Annotated in this window: 18 protein-coding genes, 1 pseudogene and 1 riboswitch; of the genes and pseudogenes, 5 read left to right on the top strand and 14 right to left on the bottom strand. The window is 71.1% G+C overall.

The genetic code is table 11. The features are described from left to right. Positions 1–19 precede the first annotated feature (19 nt). The 3 genes from ACWD01_RS27820 to ACWD01_RS27810 form a co-directional block, all read right to left on the bottom strand. Complete coding sequence (locus tag ACWD01_RS27820; RefSeq protein ID WP_451165542.1) at positions 20–1,183, bottom strand: cysteine desulfurase family protein; 1,164 nt, start codon at positions 1,181–1,183, stop codon at positions 20–22. A gap of 110 nt (positions 1,184–1,293) precedes the next feature. Then, positions 1,294–1,701, bottom strand: coding sequence for a hypothetical protein (locus tag ACWD01_RS27815; protein WP_451165541.1), 408 nt, complete (start codon positions 1,699–1,701; stop codon positions 1,294–1,296). Positions 1,702–1,745: 44 nt separating this feature from the next. Beyond that, a complete protein-coding gene (locus ACWD01_RS27810) occupies positions 1,746–1,901 on the bottom strand; it encodes a hypothetical protein (protein WP_356892837.1) in 156 nt (51 codons plus the stop codon). A 106-nt stretch (positions 1,902–2,007) separates the two neighbouring features. Here ACWD01_RS27810 and ACWD01_RS27805 point away from each other — a divergent pair, with 106 nt between their 5' ends. After that, positions 2,008–2,622, top strand: a complete 615-nt coding sequence (locus ACWD01_RS27805; protein WP_451165540.1) for a TetR family transcriptional regulator — start codon at positions 2,008–2,010, stop codon at positions 2,620–2,622. Here the strand turns inward: ACWD01_RS27805 and ACWD01_RS27800 are convergent. Beyond that, the gene (locus tag ACWD01_RS27800; protein ID WP_451165539.1) at positions 2,581–3,612 is read right to left on the bottom strand and encodes a helix-turn-helix transcriptional regulator; all 1,032 of its coding nucleotides are present in this window, start codon (positions 3,610–3,612) and stop codon (positions 2,581–2,583) included. The two genes, ACWD01_RS27805 and ACWD01_RS27800, sit on opposite strands and share 42 nt — an antisense overlap. Positions 3,613–3,775: 163 nt before the next feature. Here ACWD01_RS27800 and ACWD01_RS27795 point away from each other — a divergent pair, with 163 nt between their 5' ends. After that, positions 3,776–4,348 (top strand): TIGR03086 family metal-binding protein, encoded by a 573-nt coding sequence (locus ACWD01_RS27795; protein WP_451165538.1) that lies wholly within the window; start codon positions 3,776–3,778, stop codon positions 4,346–4,348. 51 nt (positions 4,349–4,399) lie between these two features. Here ACWD01_RS27795 and ACWD01_RS27790 read toward each other — a convergent pair whose 3' ends face one another. The 10 genes from ACWD01_RS27790 to ACWD01_RS27745 all read right to left on the bottom strand — a co-directional run bounded on the left by ACWD01_RS27790 (position 4,400) and on the right by ACWD01_RS27745 (position 14,914). Next, complete coding sequence (locus ACWD01_RS27790; RefSeq protein ID WP_451165537.1) at positions 4,400–5,248, bottom strand: thioesterase family protein; 849 nt, start codon at positions 5,246–5,248, stop codon at positions 4,400–4,402. Positions 5,249–5,274: 26 nt separating this feature from the next. Further along, positions 5,275–5,949 carry a trimeric intracellular cation channel family protein gene (locus ACWD01_RS27785; RefSeq protein WP_451165536.1) on the bottom strand — a complete coding sequence of 225 codons (675 nt, stop codon included), beginning with the start codon at positions 5,947–5,949 and terminating at the stop codon, positions 5,275–5,277. Positions 5,950–5,995: 46 nt separating this feature from the next. Continuing rightward, positions 5,996–7,279, bottom strand: coding sequence for an ABC transporter ATP-binding protein (locus ACWD01_RS27780; protein ID WP_451165535.1), 1,284 nt, complete (start codon positions 7,277–7,279; stop codon positions 5,996–5,998). Continuing rightward, positions 7,276–8,274 carry an ABC transporter ATP-binding protein gene (locus ACWD01_RS27775; protein ID WP_451165534.1) on the bottom strand — a complete coding sequence of 333 codons (999 nt, stop codon included), beginning with the start codon at positions 8,272–8,274 and terminating at the stop codon, positions 7,276–7,278. Before ACWD01_RS27775 ends, ACWD01_RS27780 begins: the two co-directional genes overlap by 4 nt. A 6-nt stretch (positions 8,275–8,280) precedes the next feature. Then, the gene (locus tag ACWD01_RS27770; protein WP_356892957.1) at positions 8,281–9,234 is read right to left on the bottom strand and encodes an ABC transporter permease; all 954 of its coding nucleotides are present in this window, start codon (positions 9,232–9,234) and stop codon (positions 8,281–8,283) included. Between the two features lie 10 nt (positions 9,235–9,244). Next, entirely contained in the window at positions 9,245–10,249 is a 1,005-nt protein-coding gene (locus ACWD01_RS27765; protein ID WP_451165533.1) for an ABC transporter permease, read from the bottom strand. A gap of 86 nt (positions 10,250–10,335) precedes the next feature. Continuing rightward, positions 10,336–12,003 (bottom strand): ABC transporter substrate-binding protein, encoded by a 1,668-nt coding sequence (locus tag ACWD01_RS27760; protein WP_451165532.1) that lies wholly within the window; start codon positions 12,001–12,003, stop codon positions 10,336–10,338. 212 nt (positions 12,004–12,215) lie between these two features. Next, positions 12,216–13,007, bottom strand: a complete 792-nt coding sequence (locus tag ACWD01_RS27755) for an enhanced serine sensitivity protein SseB C-terminal domain-containing protein (protein WP_451165531.1) — start codon at positions 13,005–13,007, stop codon at positions 12,216–12,218. A 162-nt stretch (positions 13,008–13,169) separates the two neighbouring features. After that, positions 13,170–13,949, bottom strand: a complete 780-nt coding sequence (locus ACWD01_RS27750; protein WP_451165530.1) for an enhanced serine sensitivity protein SseB — start codon at positions 13,947–13,949, stop codon at positions 13,170–13,172. Positions 13,950–14,224: 275 nt separating this feature from the next. Next, positions 14,225–14,914: an AAA family ATPase gene (locus ACWD01_RS27745; RefSeq protein WP_451165529.1), complete on the bottom strand. Its 690-nt coding sequence runs from the start codon at positions 14,912–14,914 to the stop codon at positions 14,225–14,227. Positions 14,915–15,058: 144 nt separating this feature from the next. After that, positions 15,059–15,155: riboswitch (glycine riboswitch) on the top strand. Positions 15,156–15,303: 148 nt separating this feature from the next. On the opposite strand from ACWD01_RS27745, the gene gcvT reads away from it, so the two are divergent. The 3 genes and pseudogenes from gcvT to ACWD01_RS27730 all read left to right on the top strand — a co-directional run. Next, positions 15,304–16,428: a glycine cleavage system aminomethyltransferase GcvT gene (gene gcvT / locus ACWD01_RS27740; protein ID WP_451165528.1), complete on the top strand. Its 1,125-nt coding sequence runs from the start codon at positions 15,304–15,306 to the stop codon at positions 16,426–16,428. Positions 16,429–16,506: 78 nt separating this feature from the next. Continuing rightward, on the top strand, positions 16,507–16,881 hold the full coding sequence (gcvH, locus tag ACWD01_RS27735; protein WP_356892811.1) for a glycine cleavage system protein GcvH: 375 nt from the start codon (positions 16,507–16,509) through the stop codon (positions 16,879–16,881). Positions 16,882–16,940: 59 nt separating this feature from the next. Next, positions 16,941–17,110: pseudogene (locus tag ACWD01_RS27730) on the top strand (serine hydroxymethyltransferase); the annotation flags it as partial.

The following is a 17,110-nucleotide window of genomic DNA, read 5'->3' as shown; positions in this document are numbered from 1 at the left end:
GGCGCGGGCCGGGGCGCCGCTAGCTCAGGCCCGCCGTACGCGCCCGTTCGACCGCCGGGCCGATGGCCTGGGCGACGGCGTCCACGTCGGCCTTGGTGGAGGTGTGGCCGAGGCTGAAGCGCAGGGTGCCGCGGGCGAGGTCGGGCGGGGTGCCGGTGGCGAGGAGGACGTGGCTCGGCTGGGCGACGCCCGCGGTGCACGCGGAGCCGGTGGAGCACTCGATGCCCTGCGCGTCGAGCAGCAGGAGCAGGGAGTCGCCCTCGCAGCCGGGGAAGGTGAAGTGCGCGTTGGCGGGCAGCCGGTCGACCGGGTCGCCGCCGAGGATCGCGTCGGGGACGGCGGTGAGCACGGCGCGTACGAGGTCGTCGCGCAGGCCGCCGATGTCGCGGGCGAAGTCCTCCCGGCGCTCGGCGGCCAGCCGGCCGGCCACCGCGAAGGCGGCTATGGCCGGCGCGTCGAGGGTGCCGGAGCGTACGTGGCGTTCCTGGCCGCCGCCGTGCAGCACCGGGACCGGGCTGTACTGGCGGCCGAGCAGCAGGGCGCCGATGCCGTACGGGCCGCCGATCTTGTGGCTGGACACGGTCATCGCGGCGAGCCCCGACGCGGCGAAGCCGACGTCGGTCTGGCCGAACGCCTGGACCGCGTCGGCGTGCAGCGGGACGCCGAACTCGGCGGCTACGTCGGCGAGTTCACGGACCGGCAGGACCGTGCCGATCTCGTTGTTGGCCCACATGACGGTGGCGAGGGCGACGTCGTCCGGGTTCCGTGCGACGGCCTCGCGCAGCGCCTCGGGGTGGACCCGGCCGTAGGAGTCGACCGGCAGGTACTCGACGGTCGCGCCCTCGTGTTCGCCGAGCCAGTCCACCGCGTCGAGGACGGCGTGGTGTTCGACGGGGGAGGCCAGGACGCGGGTCCGGGCGGGGTCGGCGTCGCGGCGGGCCCAGTACAGGCCCTTGACGGCGAGGTTGTCGGCCTCGGTGCCGCCCGAGGTGAAGACCACCTCGCTGGGCCTGGCGCCGAGGGCTTCCGCGAGGGCTTCGCGAGCCTCCTCGACGGTACGGCGGGCCCGGCGCCCGGCGGCGTGCAGGGAGGAGGCGTTGCCGGTGACGGCGAGCTGGGCGGTCATCGCCTCGATCGCCTCCGGCAGCATCGGAGTCGTCGCGGCGTGGTCGAGGTAAGCCATGGTGGCCCCGATTCTACGAGGCCCGGTGGGGGCACGGAGGCGGCGCAGGGGTGCACACGCGCGCCCGGGGTGCGCCGGGAGCGGCTCGGTCCCGGCGGGCGTCGGCCAAGTCAGCCGCCGAAGCTCCAGACGACCGCCCCGTTGACGGTCACGAGCACGGCGAGCACGACGAGATCGGCGACGCCGAGGGCGAGGCCGAACAGGGCGCGGCCACGGCGGGTGGTGCCGCGCCGCAGGGCGAGGGCCGCGAGCACGACGGCGGCCGGGCCGAGCACGATGTTCATCACGAGCAGCCCGACGAGGCCGAGCACGAACGCGGCGACGGCCATGCCGTCGGCGTCCTTGCGCCGTACCTCCGCGGCGCTGCTCACCGCGCCGGTCGCGGTGCGGTCCTTCGCCGGGCGGTCGGCCCGGCCGTGCGCGGCAGCGGGCGTCCCGTCGGGGTTCTCGGTGCGGGACGCGGCTGCTGTGCGGTCGCCACCGCGGCGCGGTGGACATACGAGTTCGGCGAGTTGCATGACGTCTCTCCTTCCGGTGCCGGTACGGGGATCGTGCGGGCGGTTCAGTCGCGGCGGGCGCGGCCACGCTCGCGCACGGCGAAGACGAGCAGCCAGCAGCCGATGGCGGACGCGGCCACCAGCGAGACGGACGTGGGAAGTTGGACCACGGCGCCCAGCATGATTCCCATCAGAAGAAGCGCTGCTACGAGGGCGATCATCGTCATCCTTTCGGCGACTTCTCGGTGAACACTTGTCGGTACGAGTGTTCACTGACCGTTGAGTCTACTCTTCCCTTCTCCGGAGAACGGTTGTTTACTGAATGTCATGAGTCACACGGTGGGCGTCCGGCAGGCCCAGAAGCAGAAGACCCGCCAGGCCCTGCTCGATGCGGCGCTCCGGCTGCTGGAGGACCAGAGCCTGAGCAGCCTGGGGCTGCGGGAGGTCACCCGGGCCGTGGGCGTCGCCCCGACCGCGTTCTACCGGCACTTCAGGGACATGGCCGACCTCGGGGTGGCCCTGGTGGACGAGACGCTCGGCAGTCTCCACGTACCGATCGGCCGGGCGCTCCACGAGGACGGCGACGAGCAGCGCATCGACCACGCGGTCGGCCTGATCGCCGAACTGGTCCACACCTCGCCGCTCCATGTGCGCTTCGTCGCGCGCGAACGGCACGGCGGTGTCGCCCCGGTGCGTGCGGCGATAGCCGAGCAGCTGCGGCGGTTCACCGACGAGGTGACACAGGCCTTCGCCGACGAGCCCGAGTCGGCCGGCTGGGCGGAGGAGGACCTGCGGATGCTGGCCGGCGTGTACGTCGACCACATGATGGCCGCGGGCTACGCCTTCCTGGAGGCCGGCCCGGAGGGCGAGGAGCGGGTGGCCCGCACCGCGCGGCGCCAGCTACGGCTGATCAGCCTGGGGCGCCGCCACTGGCTGGACTGACCGCCGGGCGTCCGGCGGCACGGCCCCGCCCCCACCGCCCCGGTACAGGTCCACGACGGCGGCGGCCGCCGTCGCGAGGGTCTCGCGCGCCCCTGCCGGTTCCAGCACCTCGACGCTCTCGCCGAACGCGAGCAGGGACCGCACCGCCCCCTCGGCGGGCAGCCGCAGCGGCACCTTCGACCAGCCGTCGCCGCGCGGCTGGGGGGCGCCCGCCACCTGGGCCGCCTGGATGCGCAGGAACAGGTCCAGCCAGTCGTCCCGCACCAGCACGGTGACCCGCATCCCGGCCGGACGCTCCTCGACCTGGCGGCGCAACACCTCCCACACATCGGCCAGTTCGCACCCGGGCCGACGGCGCACGGACCCGTCGGTCATCCGCGCGGAGCGCACCCGGTCGGCACGGAACAGCCGCGGCGCGCCCCGGTGATCCGCCACCAGATACCAGACTCCCGCCTTCACCACGAGGCCGTACGGGTCGACGGTGTACCCGCGCGGCCGGGTGGTGCCGCTGTGCCGGTAGCGCAGCACCAGGCGGCGGTCGGCGAAGACGGCGGCGCTGAGCGTGTCCAGTTCGACCGCCGCGCCGGGGGCCACCATCCACCGGTCCGGGTCGACGAGGACGCGACGGCTGGTCAACTCGGCGGCGGGCCGGTGCGGTTCCGGCAGCGCCGCCATGACCTTGCGCAGCGCGGAGCCCAGCGCCTCGTCGAGCCCGAGGGCGCGGTGGGCACCCTGGGCGGCGAGGACGAACAGCGCCCGCGACTCGTCCGCCGTCAGCCCGGTGACATCGGTGCGGTAACCGGGCAGCAGCGCGATGCCGCCGTGCCGGCCGCGCTCGGCGTACACGGGGACGCCGGCGGCCGACAGCGCCTCGACGTCCCGGTACACCGTGCGTACGGACACCTCGAGCCGCTCGGCGAGTTCGGAGGCGGGGACGAGGCCGCGGGTCTGCAGGAGCAGCAGGATCGACAGCAGCCGGTCGGACTTCACGGGCCCTCCGGTAAACCTGACGGGGGATGTCAGGTTATCCGGGCATCGTGCCGCCCGTCACCGTCGCACGGAAACGCCGCACGGAACCGTCGTACGCAATCGTCACGCGGAACCGTCGTACGCAGCCGTCGCACGGACCCCGCCCGGACCGAAGGAGTCGCACATGACCAACGACCCACGCCCCCTGTACGCCCGCACCGCCGCCCAGTTCGCGGGCCTGCTGGGGACCGTCACCCCCGACGAGCTGGTCCTGCCGACGCCGTGCACCGAGTACGACGTACGGCAGCTGATCTCCCATGTCGTGGGCGTCACCCGCCGGTTCGCCGTGGTCGGGGAGGGCGGCGACGGCATGGCGGTACCCCTCCGCGGGGACGGCGTGGCGGACGACGGCTGGAGCGCCGCCTTCGAGGACGTCCTGCGGCAGGCGACCGCGGCCTGGGCGGACGACGCGAAACTCGCCGGGGAGTACACGGTGCCGTGGGGCCGCGTACCGGGCGGTGCGGTGGTCGGCGGGTACGTCATGGAGACACTGGCCCACACCTGGGACCTGTCCAAGGCGCTCGGGCACCGCAAGCCGCTGGACGAGGAGCTGGCGCTCGCCGTCCTGCCGCTGGCCGCCCAGGCGCTGCCCGCGGACCGCCGTGGCGAGGAGGTGCCGTTCGCGGCCGTGCGCGAGGCCCCCGCGGACGCGGACGCCTACGACCGGCTGGCGGCGTGGCTGGGGCGCGACGTGTGAGCCGGCCCGGCAGTGCGGGCCGTCGGGTACGGCGCCCCGGGGCGGGACTCGTCAGCTCCGGGGAGCCTTGGCCAGCTGGCGGGACTGGGCGACCAGGCGGTCCGCGGAGTCCCAGACGTCCGCGTCCTCCTCCAGGAAGCCGCCCGCCAGGTTCCGTGTCGTGATCGAGACGCGCAGCGGGCCCGGCGCCGGGCGGCAGCGGATGTGAGTGGTCAGCTCGACGGTCGGGGTCCAGCCGGAGAGGCCCAGCTCGAACGAGGTCGGCGGCAGGGCGTCCACCGTCAGCAGCAGCGACAGCGGGTCCGCGTCACGGCCGTCCGCCAGACCGAACCAGCCGCGCATCTCGCCCTTGCCCGACGGTGCGCCGACCGCCCAGCCGACCGTCGCCGGGTCCAGCTTGATGTCCAGCCGCTCGGTGATCGCTGAGCTGCCGGGGATCTGCGGCTGCCCGTCGGCCGGCCCGAGGCAGCGCTCGATCGGCGGGATCGCCGGCGGCTCGGCGGTGGTGCGGACGTCGTCCGGGAGGGCGTCGAGATCGCCGTACGTCGCGAGCACCCGGATGCGCTCGACCTCGGTGCCGTCCTCCGCGTACTGGAAGAGGGACGCCTGGCCGGTGGAGAGCGTGCGGCCGGTGCGTATCGTCTCCGTGCGGATGACGGCGGGCCCGGGCTGCGAGGCGGTGAGGTAGTGCGCCGACACCGAGAACGGGTCGGGGTGCGGCAGCGCGTCGCCGAGCGCCCGGCCCATGAGCGCCAGCAGATAGCCGCCGTTGACGGCGTGGATGATCGTCCAGCCCGCCGAGAGCTCCGCGTCGTAGACACCCGTCTCACGCAGGGAGACCGCCGTGTCGCGGTCGAACTCACTGTTGCCGACGGTCGCCCGAACCAATGCTTCTGCCATGGGCGACACGGTACAACAGGCAACTACTAAGCGGTAGCTTTGTGCTCGTCGTCACTGGCCTCCGAGCGCCGGTTCCACGCCCTCGGCGCCCGCCAGTGGTAGCGCATGGCCAGCAGCCGCAGCAGAAAGGCGGTCGCCGCGGCCAGTCCGCTCGTCGCCGGGTTCAGCACGTCGAACCGGATGCACAGCACCACCATCGTCGCGCCCACCATCGCGGGCACCGCGTACAGATCGCGGTCCCAGCGCAGCAGCGACGGCACCTCGTTGGCGAGCACGTCGCGCAGTACGCCACCGCCGACGGCCGTGGCGAGTCCCAGGGTCGCCGAAGCGGTGAGCCCGAGGCCGTACTGGTGCGCCTTGGTCGCGCCCGAGACGCAGAACAGGCCGAGGCCGGCCGCGTCGAAGACGTTGACGGCCACCTGGATCCGCTCGACGTGCGGATGGAGGAAGAACACCAGGCCCGTCGCGACCAGCGGCGTGACGAAGTACCCGAGATCGGTGAAGGCGGCGGGCGGTACGGCCCCGATGATCAGGTCACGCAGCAGACCGCCGCCGAGCGCCGTGACCTCGGCGAGGACGGCCATGCCGAAGACGTCGAAGTTCTTCCGTACGGCGAGCAGCGCTCCCGAGATCGCGAAGACGAAGATTCCGACGATCTCGAGAGCATGCTGGACGGAGGGCGTGAACAGTTCTTGGAGCACCGGACAGTTCTACAACGCCCGGTGCTCCAAGCTGCGCGGCGGTCCGTCAGGCGGTCGTGCTCGACTCCTTGACGGAGGCGTCCGACTGCGGAGCGTCGTCGTCCGCCGCTGCCGGCTCATCGACCTCGACCTCGGCCTTGTCCTCGTCGGAAGCGGCCGCCTGAGCGGTCTCCTCGGCCTCGGCCCTGTCCTCGTCCGAAGCGGCCACCGACGCCGTCGCCGACGCGTCCTCGCCGGACGCCTGCGCCGGCACCTCCGCCTTCGGCTCGTCGGGGCCTTCCGCCGCGACCTCCTCGGTCCGCGTGACGGCCTCGATACCGGTCTCCCGCGTCATCCCGATCGTGCCGGCCTCGATCTCGGCCGTGAAGTGGCAGGCCACCTTGTGCCCGTCGCCGACGTCCGTCAGCACGGGACGCTCGACCGCGCACTTGTCCTGCGCCCAGGGGCAGCGGGTGTGGAAGCGGCAGCCCGTCGGCGGGTTCGCCGGGGAGGGCAGGTCACCCTGGAGCAGGATGCGCTCGCGCCGGTCCTCGACCTCCGGGTCGGGCACCGGCACCGCCGACATCAGCGCCTTGGTGTACGGGTGCTTCGGCCCCGCGTACAGCGCGTCGCTCGGTGCCTCCTCCACCAGCGAGCCCAGGTACATGACGCCGATGACGTCCGAGATGTGGCGGACGACGGCGAGGTCGTGGGCGATGACGAGGTAGGTCAGGCCCAGCGACTCCTGGAGCTCCTCCAGCAGGTTGATCACCTGCGCCTGCACCGACACGTCGAGCGCGGAGACCGGCTCGTCGCAGATGATCACGTCGGGCTCGAGGACCAGCGCGCGGGCGATGCCGATGCGCTGGCGCTGACCGCCGGAGAACTCGTGCGGGTAGCGGGAGAGCGCGTTGGTGGGCAGGCCGACCTTGGCGAGGATCGCCTTGATCTTCTCCCGGCGCTCGTCCTGGTCCTTGCCGATCCCGTGCGCGGCCATGCCCTCGCTGAGGATCGACTCGATGTTCTGCCGCGGGTTGAGGCTGCCGAGCGGGTCCTGGAAGACCATCTGCAGCCGCCGGCGGAACCGGCGCATCTCCTCCTCGGGCAGCTTCGCCAGGTCGGTCCCGTCGAAGACGACCTCGCCGTCGGTGATGTCCACCAGCCGCAGCACGCTGCGGCCGAGCGTCGTCTTGCCGCAGCCCGACTCGCCCACCAGCCCGTACGTCTGGCCGGCCTCGACCTTGAGCGAGACGCCGTCGACCGCGTAGACGTGGCCGACCGTGCGGTCGAAGATGATGCCCTTCTTGACGGGGAAGTGGACCTTCACGCCGTCGAGTTCGAGCAGACTCATGCCGAGACCTCCGCCTTGGACTTGGGAAGGACCGGGTTGACGCACCGGACCTGGTGTCCGGCCGCGCGTGGTTCGGTCAGTTCGGGTGTGCCGGTCAGGCACTCCATCGTGTACCGGTCGCAGCGGGGCGCGAAGGCGCAGCCGTCGGCCCAGGCGATCCGGTCGTTGATGGATCCGCGGATGGGAGTGAGCACCTCACCGCGCGGCGCGTCGAGCCTCGGGATGGAGCCGAGCAGTCCGTGCGCGTACGGGTGGGTGGGGTGCGCGAACAGCTCGCGGCGGCCCGCGGACTCCACGGCCCGGCCCGCGTACAGGACGTTGACCTGGTCGCAGAGGCCGGCCACGACACCCAGGTCGTGGGTGATCATCAGCAGGGCGGTGCCCTCCTGGTCGACCAGTTCCTTGAGGAGTTCGAGGATCTGCGCCTGGATGGTCACGTCCAGCGCGGTCGTCGGCTCGTCCGCGATCAGCAGCCGGGGCGCGCAGGCGACCGCCATGGCGATGAGCGCGCGCTGGCGCATACCGCCGGACAGCTGGTGCGGGTACTCCTTGAGCCGGCGGTCCGGGTCGGGGATGCCGACCCGGTCCAGCAGGGTGACGGCCTCCTTGCGGGCGGCCTCTCCCTTCATGCCGCGGTGCCGCTCGAGGATCTCGGTGACCTGGATCCCGATGGGGATGACCGGGTTCAGCGAGGACAGCGGGTCCTGGAAGATCATCGCGAGCTGGCTGCCGCGCATGTCGCGCAACTTGCGCTCGTTCATGCCGAGCAGGTCCTGGCCGTCGAAGTCGGCACGTCCGCCGATCTTCACGCCCTTGCGCGGGAGCAGCCCCATCAGGGCGAGCGACGTGACGGACTTGCCGCAGCCGGACTCGCCGACGAGGCCCACGACCTGTCCCTGGTCGACGTCGAAGGAGACGCCGTCCACGGCCGTCGCGTCCTTGCGGCCCTTCGCGGTGAAGGTGACGCTGAGTTCTTCAACTGAGAGCAGTGCCATGGGACTTCAGCCTCGCAGCTTCGGGTCGAGGGCTTCGCGCATGGCCTCGCCGAGCAGGGTGAAGCCGAGGGCGGTGATGATGATGCCGATGGCGGGGTAGGCCGCCATCATGGGCTCGTTGTCGAAGAACCGTTCGGCCTGGGCGAGCATGACGCCCCACTCCGGGGTCGCCGGGTCGGGGTTGCCAAGGCCCAGGTAGGACAGGGCCGCGGCCTCGATGATCGCGGTGGCGAGGCTGAGCGTCGCCTGGACGATCACCGGGCTGAGCGAGTTCGGCAGGATCTGCGTCAGCACGATCCGCTTCTTGCGGATGCCGAGCGCCTTGGCCGCGAGGACGTAGTCGCTCCCGCCCTGCACCAGCATCGAACCGCGCAGCAGTCGCGCGAAGATCGGGATCTGTACGACACCGACGGCGATCATCACGGTGGTCAGCGACTGGCCCATCACCGCGGCGATCGAGACCGCCAGCAGCAGCGACGGCAGCGACAGCATGATATCGGTGAAGCGCATGACCACGGTGTCGATGCGCTGCCCGGTCCGGCCGCCGAGGGTCGCGGCGGCGCCGGAGAGCACGCCGACGAGGGCGCCGACGATCAGACCGATGAGCATCGACACGATGCCGACCAGCAGGGTCTGCCGGGCGCCGACCAGGATCCGGGAGAACATGTCCCGGCCGAGGTGGTCGAGGCCGAACCAGTTCTCGCCGCGCGCGCCGACGAACTCGCCCTTGTTGGCGAAGACTTCACTGCGCCACAGCTGGGCGGACGGGCTGTGCGGGGCGAGCCACGGTCCGATGAGCGCCAGCAGTACGAACAGCGCGATGATGACGGCGCCGATGATCGCCATCTTGCTGGCGCGCAGCCGCCGCATGGCCTCGCGCCACAGGCTCGCGCCGCTGGTGACCTCCGACGTCTGCATCAACTCCGCGAGCCGATCGATCTTGTCGGCCTTCTTCGTCATGGTCGTCACGTCAGTGCACCCGCACTCTCGGGTCGATGATGCTGTACGCGAGGTCGACCAGCAGGTTGATGAGGACGTACACCATCGCGATGAAGAGGATGAACCCGACGAGCACCGGGTAATCGCGGGCGTCGATCGAGGTGCGGATGAAATTGCCGATGCCGTTGAAGGAGAAGACCGACTCGGTCAGCACCGCACCGGACAGCAGACTTCCGGTCAGCAGACCGACGGCGGTGACCACCGGCAGCAGCGCGTTGCGCAGCACGTGCCGGCCGCGGACGACGCTCTTGTGGAGGCCCTTGGACTCGGCGGTGCGGACGTAGTCCTCGCCGAGCACTTCCAGGACGCTGGCGCGGGTCATGCGGACGATGACGGCGAGCGGGATGGAGGCGAGTGCGATGGCGGGCAGGATCAGGTGGGTGATCGCGTCCCAGACGGCGTCGAGTTCACCCGTCAGCAGACCGTCCAGGATGGCGAATCCGGTGATGTCGGTGGCGTTGAGACCGGTCGACAGCCGCCCGTAGCTGGGGAAGATGCCCAGTTCCACGGCGAAGACGGCCTTGAGCATCAGCGCGAGGAAGAACACCGGGATACAGATGCCGATCAGCGATCCGGAGACCGCGGCGACGTCGAGCCAGCCGCCGCGGCGCCTGGCCGCGAGGTAGCCGAGCGGGATGCCGACAACGATGGCAATGAGGATCGCGGCGATGCTGAGTTCCACTGTGGCGGGGAACCGCGTCGTGAATTCCTCCCACACCGGCTGACCGGTCTGGACCGAGGTTCCCAGGTCCAGTTCGAAGATGCGCTTGATGAAGCGCCAGTACTGGACGTAGACGGGTTCGTCGAGCCCGAGGGCCCGGTTGATGCGTGCCACTTCGGCTTCGGTCGCCCGCTCGCCCAGGATCGCTGAGGCGGGTCCGCCGGGCAGCCGGTTCAGCCAGAGGAAGAGCAGAACCGACAGGCCGAGCAGGGTGGGTATGAGCTGTAGCAGTCTTCGTACGACGAGTCGCAGCACCCCGCATGCCCCTTTCTCACGTGCGTCGATGCGGGTCCGCCCGGCCACCGAGGTTCTGTGGCCGGGCGGACCCGCAGGGGTTTCGATTACTTGAAGGAGACCTCGGCGAAGTTCTCCTGCGTCAGCGGGGAGACCTTCGGCGGGTTCACGTTCTTGGCGAACGCGATGGCCGGCGGGGAGGACGAGATCGGGACACCCGGGACGAACTCCATGATCACCTCGTTGGCCTTCTTGTAGGCGTCCGTGCGACCCGCGGGGTCGGTGATCTTCGAGGCGGCGTTCACCGCGTCGAAGACCTTCTTGTCCTTGAAGCCCCACTGCGTGTCGTGCCCGGCGAACCAGGTGCCGATGAAGTTGTAGCCGTCGTTGAAGTCACCGGTCCAGCCGAGCATGTGCAGGGCGCAGGAGCCGGCCTCGGTGGCGTCGATGTAGTCCGGGGCCCACTTCATGGACTTCGGCGTGACCGTGATGCCGGCCTTCTCCAGGTCGGCCTTCATGCGCTCGAACATGTCCTGCGGGGCGGGCATGTACGGGCGGGTGACCTCGGTCGGGTAGCAGAACTCGATCTTGAGCTTCTCCTCACCGGCCTTCTTGAGGAGGTCCTTCGCCTTGTTCGTGTCGAACGGGTAGGTCTTCACCTTGTCGGAGAAGCCGGCGACCGTGTCGGGCATGAACTGGGTCGCGACCTTGCCGCCCTCGGGCAGCTGCGTCTTGACGATGCCCTCACGGTCGATGGCGTGCGAGATGGCCTGCCGGACCTCGAGCTTCTTCAGCGCCGGGTTGGCCGACTGCGTCATACCGACGTAGAAGATGTTGAAGACGTCACGGGTCGGGACCTCGAAGCCCGCGTCCTCGAGCGTCTTCACATCGGCGGGCGCGACCAGGTCGTAGCCGTCGATGTCCCCGGCCTGCAGCGCCTGGCGGCGGCCGGAGTCGGTGTCGATCGTGCGGAAGACCAGATTCTTGATGTGGGCCTTCTCGCCCCAGTAGTCGTCGAAGCGCTCAAGGGTGACTTCCTTGTTGCCCTTGTTCCACTTCACGATCTTGTACGGGCCGGTGCCGGCGACCGTGCCGGCCTCCTGGCTGTACTTGGGGTACGTGATCGCGTCGCCCTTGGCGGTCGCGTCCTGCTTCTCGTACTCCTTGATGGCCTTCGGCGAGTGGATCGCCAGCGCCTGGAGGGAGAAGCCGCCGGGCAGGTTCGCCGAGGGCTCGTTGACCTCGATGACCGCCGTGTTCTCGTCCTTGGCCGTGCAGGACTTGTAGTTCGGCTTGGGGGCTTCCTTGTCCTCGTTCTTGGCGAAGCCGCCCATGATGGCCTGCCAGTAATAGGAGACCGCGCTCGACTGGTAGGTGCCCTTCCAGTTGAACCAGTGGTCGTAGTTCGCGCAGACAGCGTCGGCGTTGAACGCCTCTCCGTCGTGGAACTTCACACCCTTGCGCAGGTTGAACGTCCAGACAGTGCCTTCGGGGTTGCTCGACCACTTCTCGGCGAGGCCGCCGGTGAGCTCGCTGCCTCCCGACTCGTGCTCGAGCAGCGCCTCGAAGGCCTGACGGGTGACCCTGAAGGTCTCACCGTCAGCCGCGAGGGCGGGATCGAGGGAACCGGGGTCACCGGCGCCCGCGAACACGAAGGTGTCCTTGTCGCCCCCCTTGTCCCCTTCGCTCCGCTCGCTGGCGCAGCCGGTGGCGATCAGGCCGACGGCCACCGCCGCCGTGATCGCCCGGACAGCTCCGGACTTGAATATTCGCATGGGTCCACCCCGAGGTTCCGCCGTGGGAGAGGTCTTGACGGCCGAACACTACAGACGGGAGACACCTGGGAGAACAGTCCGGATAACGGTGATACCTACTCGAGACCCGGACACTCAACAAACCGGGCAGATACGGGACATCCTCACTCGGCGAGTTAACACCCTTGACATCGGACGGAGTTCTTGACCGACATCCGCCGCCGCGTCGCAGCTCAGCGGGTGTGCGGCGGCGGATAGCCGTAGCCGCCGCCGGCCGCCGGGGCGCCTGCGTGGGCGTCGCGGTCGTAGAAGGGGCGCGCGTTGACCCGCATCCACATGGTGACCGGGTCGTACTCGTCGGACATGGCCACCGTCGACACCGGCAGGCCGTCCGGGACCGCGGCGACGGACTGCCGCATCATCGCGCGCACCGCGTCGACCGACTGCGGGGCGGCGTCGTAGAGGTCCAGGCCGATCGCGAGGTACGCGGGCCCGATCGACGGCTGCACCCAGGCGCGCCGCAGGGAGCGGACGGCGGAGGTGCGGTGCGCGTTCTGCGTCAGCAGGGCGTAGAACTGCGGGATCTCGATCGCCGGCTCGGTCAGCCGCAGCGGTCCGGCGGGCATCCGGTCCAGGCCCGTGGCGATACGGCGCAGATCCAGCCACGGGATGCCGACGCCGCCGCCGGGCGCGTGCGGGTTGAGCCAGATCCCCCAGCGGTCCGGGTAGAGGGCGCGGGCGATGTCGCGGCCGCTGGTGACCTCGTGCGCGCGGTTCCAGCCGGAGACGGCGAGTTCCTGGGCGGAGGTGACGCACGGCGCGTAGCAGACGCCGTCGACCTCCATGTTCCCGTACTGGGCGTCCGGCGAGCCCGGCTCCCCGTGCCACAGCAGCATCCAGATCCGGCCGCCCGAGGGGTCGGCGAGGGCATGCAGCAGCGCCTCGTACGCGTCGTAGCGGCCCGGAGTCACCTGGCGCAGCATGTGCTCGACCTGCCCGGCCGCCGCGGTGCCTGACGCACTCACCCTGTTCCGCCCCTCTTCGTTCCCACCGTTTCGCCCACCGTCCCGACTGCTGTCCCGCCCACCGGTTCACGCGCCGGCTCACGCACCGTTTCGCACGGCCGCTGTCAGGCTGGTCAGGCCATCAAACCAGCTTAATCGGCCGCGTCGGCAAAGACTTGGCCACTACGCGTGCTGTCGCTCGTAGAACGGCCGTACGCGCTCCAGCATCCAGTCGCCCACCGGGTCCTGCGCAACGTCGAGAAGCACCAGGTTGACGGGCCACGGGAGCTGGACCCGGCCGAGGGCCCGGCCGAGCGCGTCCATGGGAGCGTTGCGGTCGGCGCCCTCCCACGACGAGAGCTGGACGCCGATGAACAGCGCCGGCGCGTCGCCCTCGACGGAGGCGAGCGCGCGGCGGGCGGTCACGACGACGCCGGTGCTCTCGAACTCGCCCGCGGCGGCGGAGAGGAAATCGACCGGCTCCTCCTTCCAGTCCGGCTCGAAGAGCCGGACCCGGCCGCCGGACGCCGTACCTCCCCCATAGCCTCCGGCATGGGAGGTGCCCCCAAGCGGCGTCCGCCCGGCCCGGCACAGTTCGGCGACGGCGGGCGGCGGCAGCGGCACGCCGACGGCGCCGCCCGGGTTGACGGCGATGCCGAGCTGCGGCGGCAGACCGCGGGCGAAGTCCCTGGCGGGGGCGACGGTGAACGACATGTGCGCGCCGACGCACTGGAGGAACTGCTGCTCCGAACTGAAGACCGGGACGAAGGCGGCGCCGCCGATGTCCATGGTCGGCAGATCGAGGTCACGGCTGTCGGGCCCGCCGCCGTTCGGAAGCGGAATCCATACCGGGCTGCGCCCGAGCACCTCGACGAGGCGGCCACCGGCCGCGGGGTTGCCGAGCGAGGCGGCGAGCACCTCTTCGAGCTCGTTGGCGGGCCAGGCGGGGGCGGGTGTCTCCATGCGGGTCGTCCTTCGTACGGTGCGGTACGCCGGGCCCGACCTTAGCGCCGGGCGCGTGGCCGGCACGTGTGCGGGTGCGCCTGCGGCGGGCTTGTCCCCTACCCGCCCCTTCCCGCTGTACCGGATTTGCGGCTCCGCCGCGTGGGGGCTCCGCCCCCGGACCCCCGCGCCTCAACGCCGGCGAGGCTGGAGAATCCAGCCCGGCCGGCGTTTGAGGCCACCGCGCGGAGCGCGGTACCGGGTCCGGGCAGCGGCCACCCGCCGCCCACCCACCGTCACTCGAACCCCAGCCGCCCCAACACCCCCGCCGCCTCCCGGTCCAGCAGGACCGCCGACGCGCACCCCCACGGCAGCCGCCCCGCCTCCGCGTCCACGACCAGGCGGGACACGGCGCGGCGGTGGCGGGCGAAGGCGTAACCCGAGACGCCGCGCCCCCGCTCCCGCTGGCCCGCTCTCGCGACCTGCGGGGTCACGTCCAGCAGCACCAGGTGCAGCGACGTGCCCCGCCGCCGCGTCTCGCGCGCGATCCAGCGCCGGACCCACGCCTGCGTACCGCAGTCGTGCACGACGACGCTCTCGCCGGACCGCAGCGCGTGCCACAGCCCGGCGTAGTGGGCCAGCCGGACGAGCGGGCGGTAGACGGCGTACGGCAGGAAGCGGGGCGCACGGGCGTCCCACCGGTCGCGGGTGTCCTGGGAGTCGATGCCGAGGCCCTGCGCCGCGCGCCGCATCAGCGTGGATTTGCCGCTGCCCGGGAGGCCGGAGACGACGACCACGTCGCCGGCGGCGAAGACCAGGCTGTGCGGACTGCGCCCGGCGCGCTCGCGCAGATCGCGCAGGACGGGCGGCGCGGCGGGCGCGAGGGGCAGCGCGGCCCCCGCCTGGGACGGGACGGCGGACATACCCGGCGGCGCCGGCACCCCCGCGGTCGTGGCGGCGTATGCACCGGTCGGCGGCAACGTCATCCCCTCCCCCTTCGGGTCATCCCACACCCTTGCCCATGAAGTGTAAAGAACTGGTAATACGGCTCAAGCGATTTCAGGGCGCCTCTCGCTCCACTCTTCCCCGATGCGTGCAATGATGTGCGCGCCAACTCCATACCGGCCGCTTGAATCCGCGCGGGAGAGTCCCTGCCACCTGTGTGGCGGGCGCCGAAGGAGCAAGTTCCTCCCTTGAATCTCTCAGGCCCCGTACCGCGCGCGACGAGGCAGATCTGAAAAGCGAGCCGCGTCGAGCGGACTCCACCCAAGGTGCAAGTCACGACTACCCGTACGCGTGGTCGGGGCGAACCTCTCAGGTTCCGATGACAGATGGGGAGGATTGTCCTCGCAGCCATGCCCTGGGAGCCACACCTATGAGCAACGTCCCCCGTCTGACCGCACTCGACGCCCTGCACAGGTCGCTGGGCGCGACCATGACCGATTTCGCCGGCTGGGACATGCCGCTGCGCTACGGCAGTGAGCGCGACGAGCACACCGCGGTCCGCACCAAGGCCGGCCTCTTCGACCTCTCCCACATGGGAGAGATCACCGTCACCGGCCCGCAGGCGGTCGACCTGCTGAACTACGCGCTGGTCGGCAACATCTCCACGGTCGGCCCCGGCCGCGCCCGGTACACGATGATCTGCCGGGCCGACGGCGGCATCCTCGACGACCTGATCGTCTACCGCCTCGGCGAGAGCGAGACCCCCGACTACATGGTCGTCGCCAACGCCGGCAACGCCCAGATCGTGCTCGACGCCCTCACCGAGCGCGCCGAGGGCTTCGACGCCACCGTCCGCGACGACCGTGACGCGTACGCGCTGATCGCCGTCCAGGGCCCCGAGTCCCCCGGCACCCTCCAGTCGCTGACCGACGCCGACCTGGACGGTCTGAAGTACTACGCGGGCCTGCCCGGCACGGTCGCGGGCGTCCCGGCGCTGATCGCCCGTACCGGCTACACCGGCGAGGACGGCTTCGAGCTGTTCGTCGAGCCGCAGCACGCCGAGAAGCTCTGGCAGGCGCTGACGGAGGCGGGCGCGCCCGCCGGTCTGATCCCCTGCGGCCTCTCCTGCCGCGACACGCTGCGCCTGGAGGCGGGCATGCCGCTGTACGGGCACGAGCTGACCACCGCGCTCACCCCGTTCGACGCCGGCCTCGGCCGGGTCGTGAAGTTCGAGAAGGAGGGCGACTTCGTCGGCCGTGAGGCACTCACGGCCGCCGCGAAGCGCGCCGAGACGGCGCCGCCGCGCAAGCTCGTGGGCCTCATCGCCCAGGGCCGCCGCGTCCCCCGTGCCGGTATGCCGGTGGTGGCGGACGGCACGGTGATCGGCGAGGTCACCTCGGGCGCCCCGAGCCCCACCCTCGGCAAGCCGATCGCGATGGCGTACGTCGACGCGGCCCACGCCGCGCCCGGCACCGAGGGCGTGGCCGTCGACATCCGCGGCACCCACGAGCCGTACGACGTCGTCGCGCTGCCGTTCTACAAGCGCCAGAAGTGATCATCCGGGTCCGGAAGTGATCGTCCGCACCCTCTCCCCGTTCACCAGCACTCCCCCGCGTACAGGAGAATTCAGGTCATGAGCAACCCCCAGCAGCTGCGCTACAGCAAGGAGCACGAGTGGCTGTCGGCCGCCGAGGACGGCGTGTCGACGGTCGGCATCACGGAGCACGCGGCGAACGCGCTCGGCGACGTGGTGTACGTCCAGCTCCCCGAGGTCGGTGCCACCGTGACCGCGGGCGAGACCTGCGGCGAGCTCGAGTCCACCAAGTCGGTCAGCGATCTGTACTCCCCGGTCAGCGGTGAGGTCACCGAGGCCAACGAGGACGTCGTGAACGACCCGTCGCTGGTGAACTCCGCCCCGTTCGAGGGCGGCTGGCTCTTCAAGGTGCGTGTCAGCGAGGAGCAGGACGACCTGCTCTCCGCGGACGAGTACACCGAATTCGCCGGCTGACCCAAGCGCCGCCCCAGGCACTGACCCACGCGCTGACCTAAGACCTTAGGGACCGAGTGATGTCGCTTCTCAACACCCCTCTCCACGAGCTGGACCCGGACGTCGCCGCCGCTGTCGACGCCGAGCTCCACCGCCAGCAGTCCACCCTCGAGATGATCGCCTCGGAGAACTTCGCTCCGGTCGCGGTCATGGAGGCCCAGGGCTCCGTCCTCACCAACAAGTACGCCGA

It is taken from the genome of Streptomyces sp. NPDC002835, from assembly GCF_053591995.1.
Note: the sequence above shows the minus strand (reverse complement) of the source record. Positions and strands in the feature narration are given on the sequence as shown.

Excerpts from the sequence above, each read along its gene's own strand:
- ACWD01_RS27820 (WP_451165542.1), bottom strand. The coding sequence starts at position 1,183 with ATGGCTTACCTCGACCACGCCGCGACGACTCCGATGCTGCCGGAGGCG.
- ACWD01_RS27815 (WP_451165541.1), bottom strand. The coding sequence starts at position 1,701 with ATGCAACTCGCCGAACTCGTATGTCCACCGCGCCGCGGTGGCGACCGC.
- ACWD01_RS27810 (WP_356892837.1), bottom strand. The coding sequence starts at position 1,901 with ATGATCGCCCTCGTAGCAGCGCTTCTTCTGATGGGAATCATGCTGGGC.
- ACWD01_RS27805 (WP_451165540.1), top strand. The coding sequence starts at position 2,008 with ATGAGTCACACGGTGGGCGTCCGGCAGGCCCAGAAGCAGAAGACCCGC.
- ACWD01_RS27795 (WP_451165538.1), top strand. The coding sequence starts at position 3,776 with ATGACCAACGACCCACGCCCCCTGTACGCCCGCACCGCCGCCCAGTTC.
- ACWD01_RS27790 (WP_451165537.1), bottom strand. The coding sequence starts at position 5,248 with ATGGCAGAAGCATTGGTTCGGGCGACCGTCGGCAACAGTGAGTTCGAC.
- ACWD01_RS27780 (WP_451165535.1), bottom strand. The coding sequence starts at position 7,279 with ATGAGTCTGCTCGAACTCGACGGCGTGAAGGTCCACTTCCCCGTCAAG.
- ACWD01_RS27775 (WP_451165534.1), bottom strand. The coding sequence starts at position 8,274 with ATGGCACTGCTCTCAGTTGAAGAACTCAGCGTCACCTTCACCGCGAAG.
- ACWD01_RS27770 (WP_356892957.1), bottom strand. The coding sequence starts at position 9,234 with ATGACGAAGAAGGCCGACAAGATCGATCGGCTCGCGGAGTTGATGCAG.
- ACWD01_RS27760 (WP_451165532.1), bottom strand. The coding sequence starts at position 12,003 with ATGCGAATATTCAAGTCCGGAGCTGTCCGGGCGATCACGGCGGCGGTG.
- ACWD01_RS27750 (WP_451165530.1), bottom strand. The coding sequence starts at position 13,949 with ATGGAGACACCCGCCCCCGCCTGGCCCGCCAACGAGCTCGAAGAGGTG.
- ACWD01_RS27745 (WP_451165529.1), bottom strand. The coding sequence starts at position 14,914 with ATGACGTTGCCGCCGACCGGTGCATACGCCGCCACGACCGCGGGGGTG.
- gcvT (WP_451165528.1), top strand. The coding sequence starts at position 15,304 with ATGAGCAACGTCCCCCGTCTGACCGCACTCGACGCCCTGCACAGGTCG.
- gcvH (WP_356892811.1), top strand. The coding sequence starts at position 16,507 with ATGAGCAACCCCCAGCAGCTGCGCTACAGCAAGGAGCACGAGTGGCTG.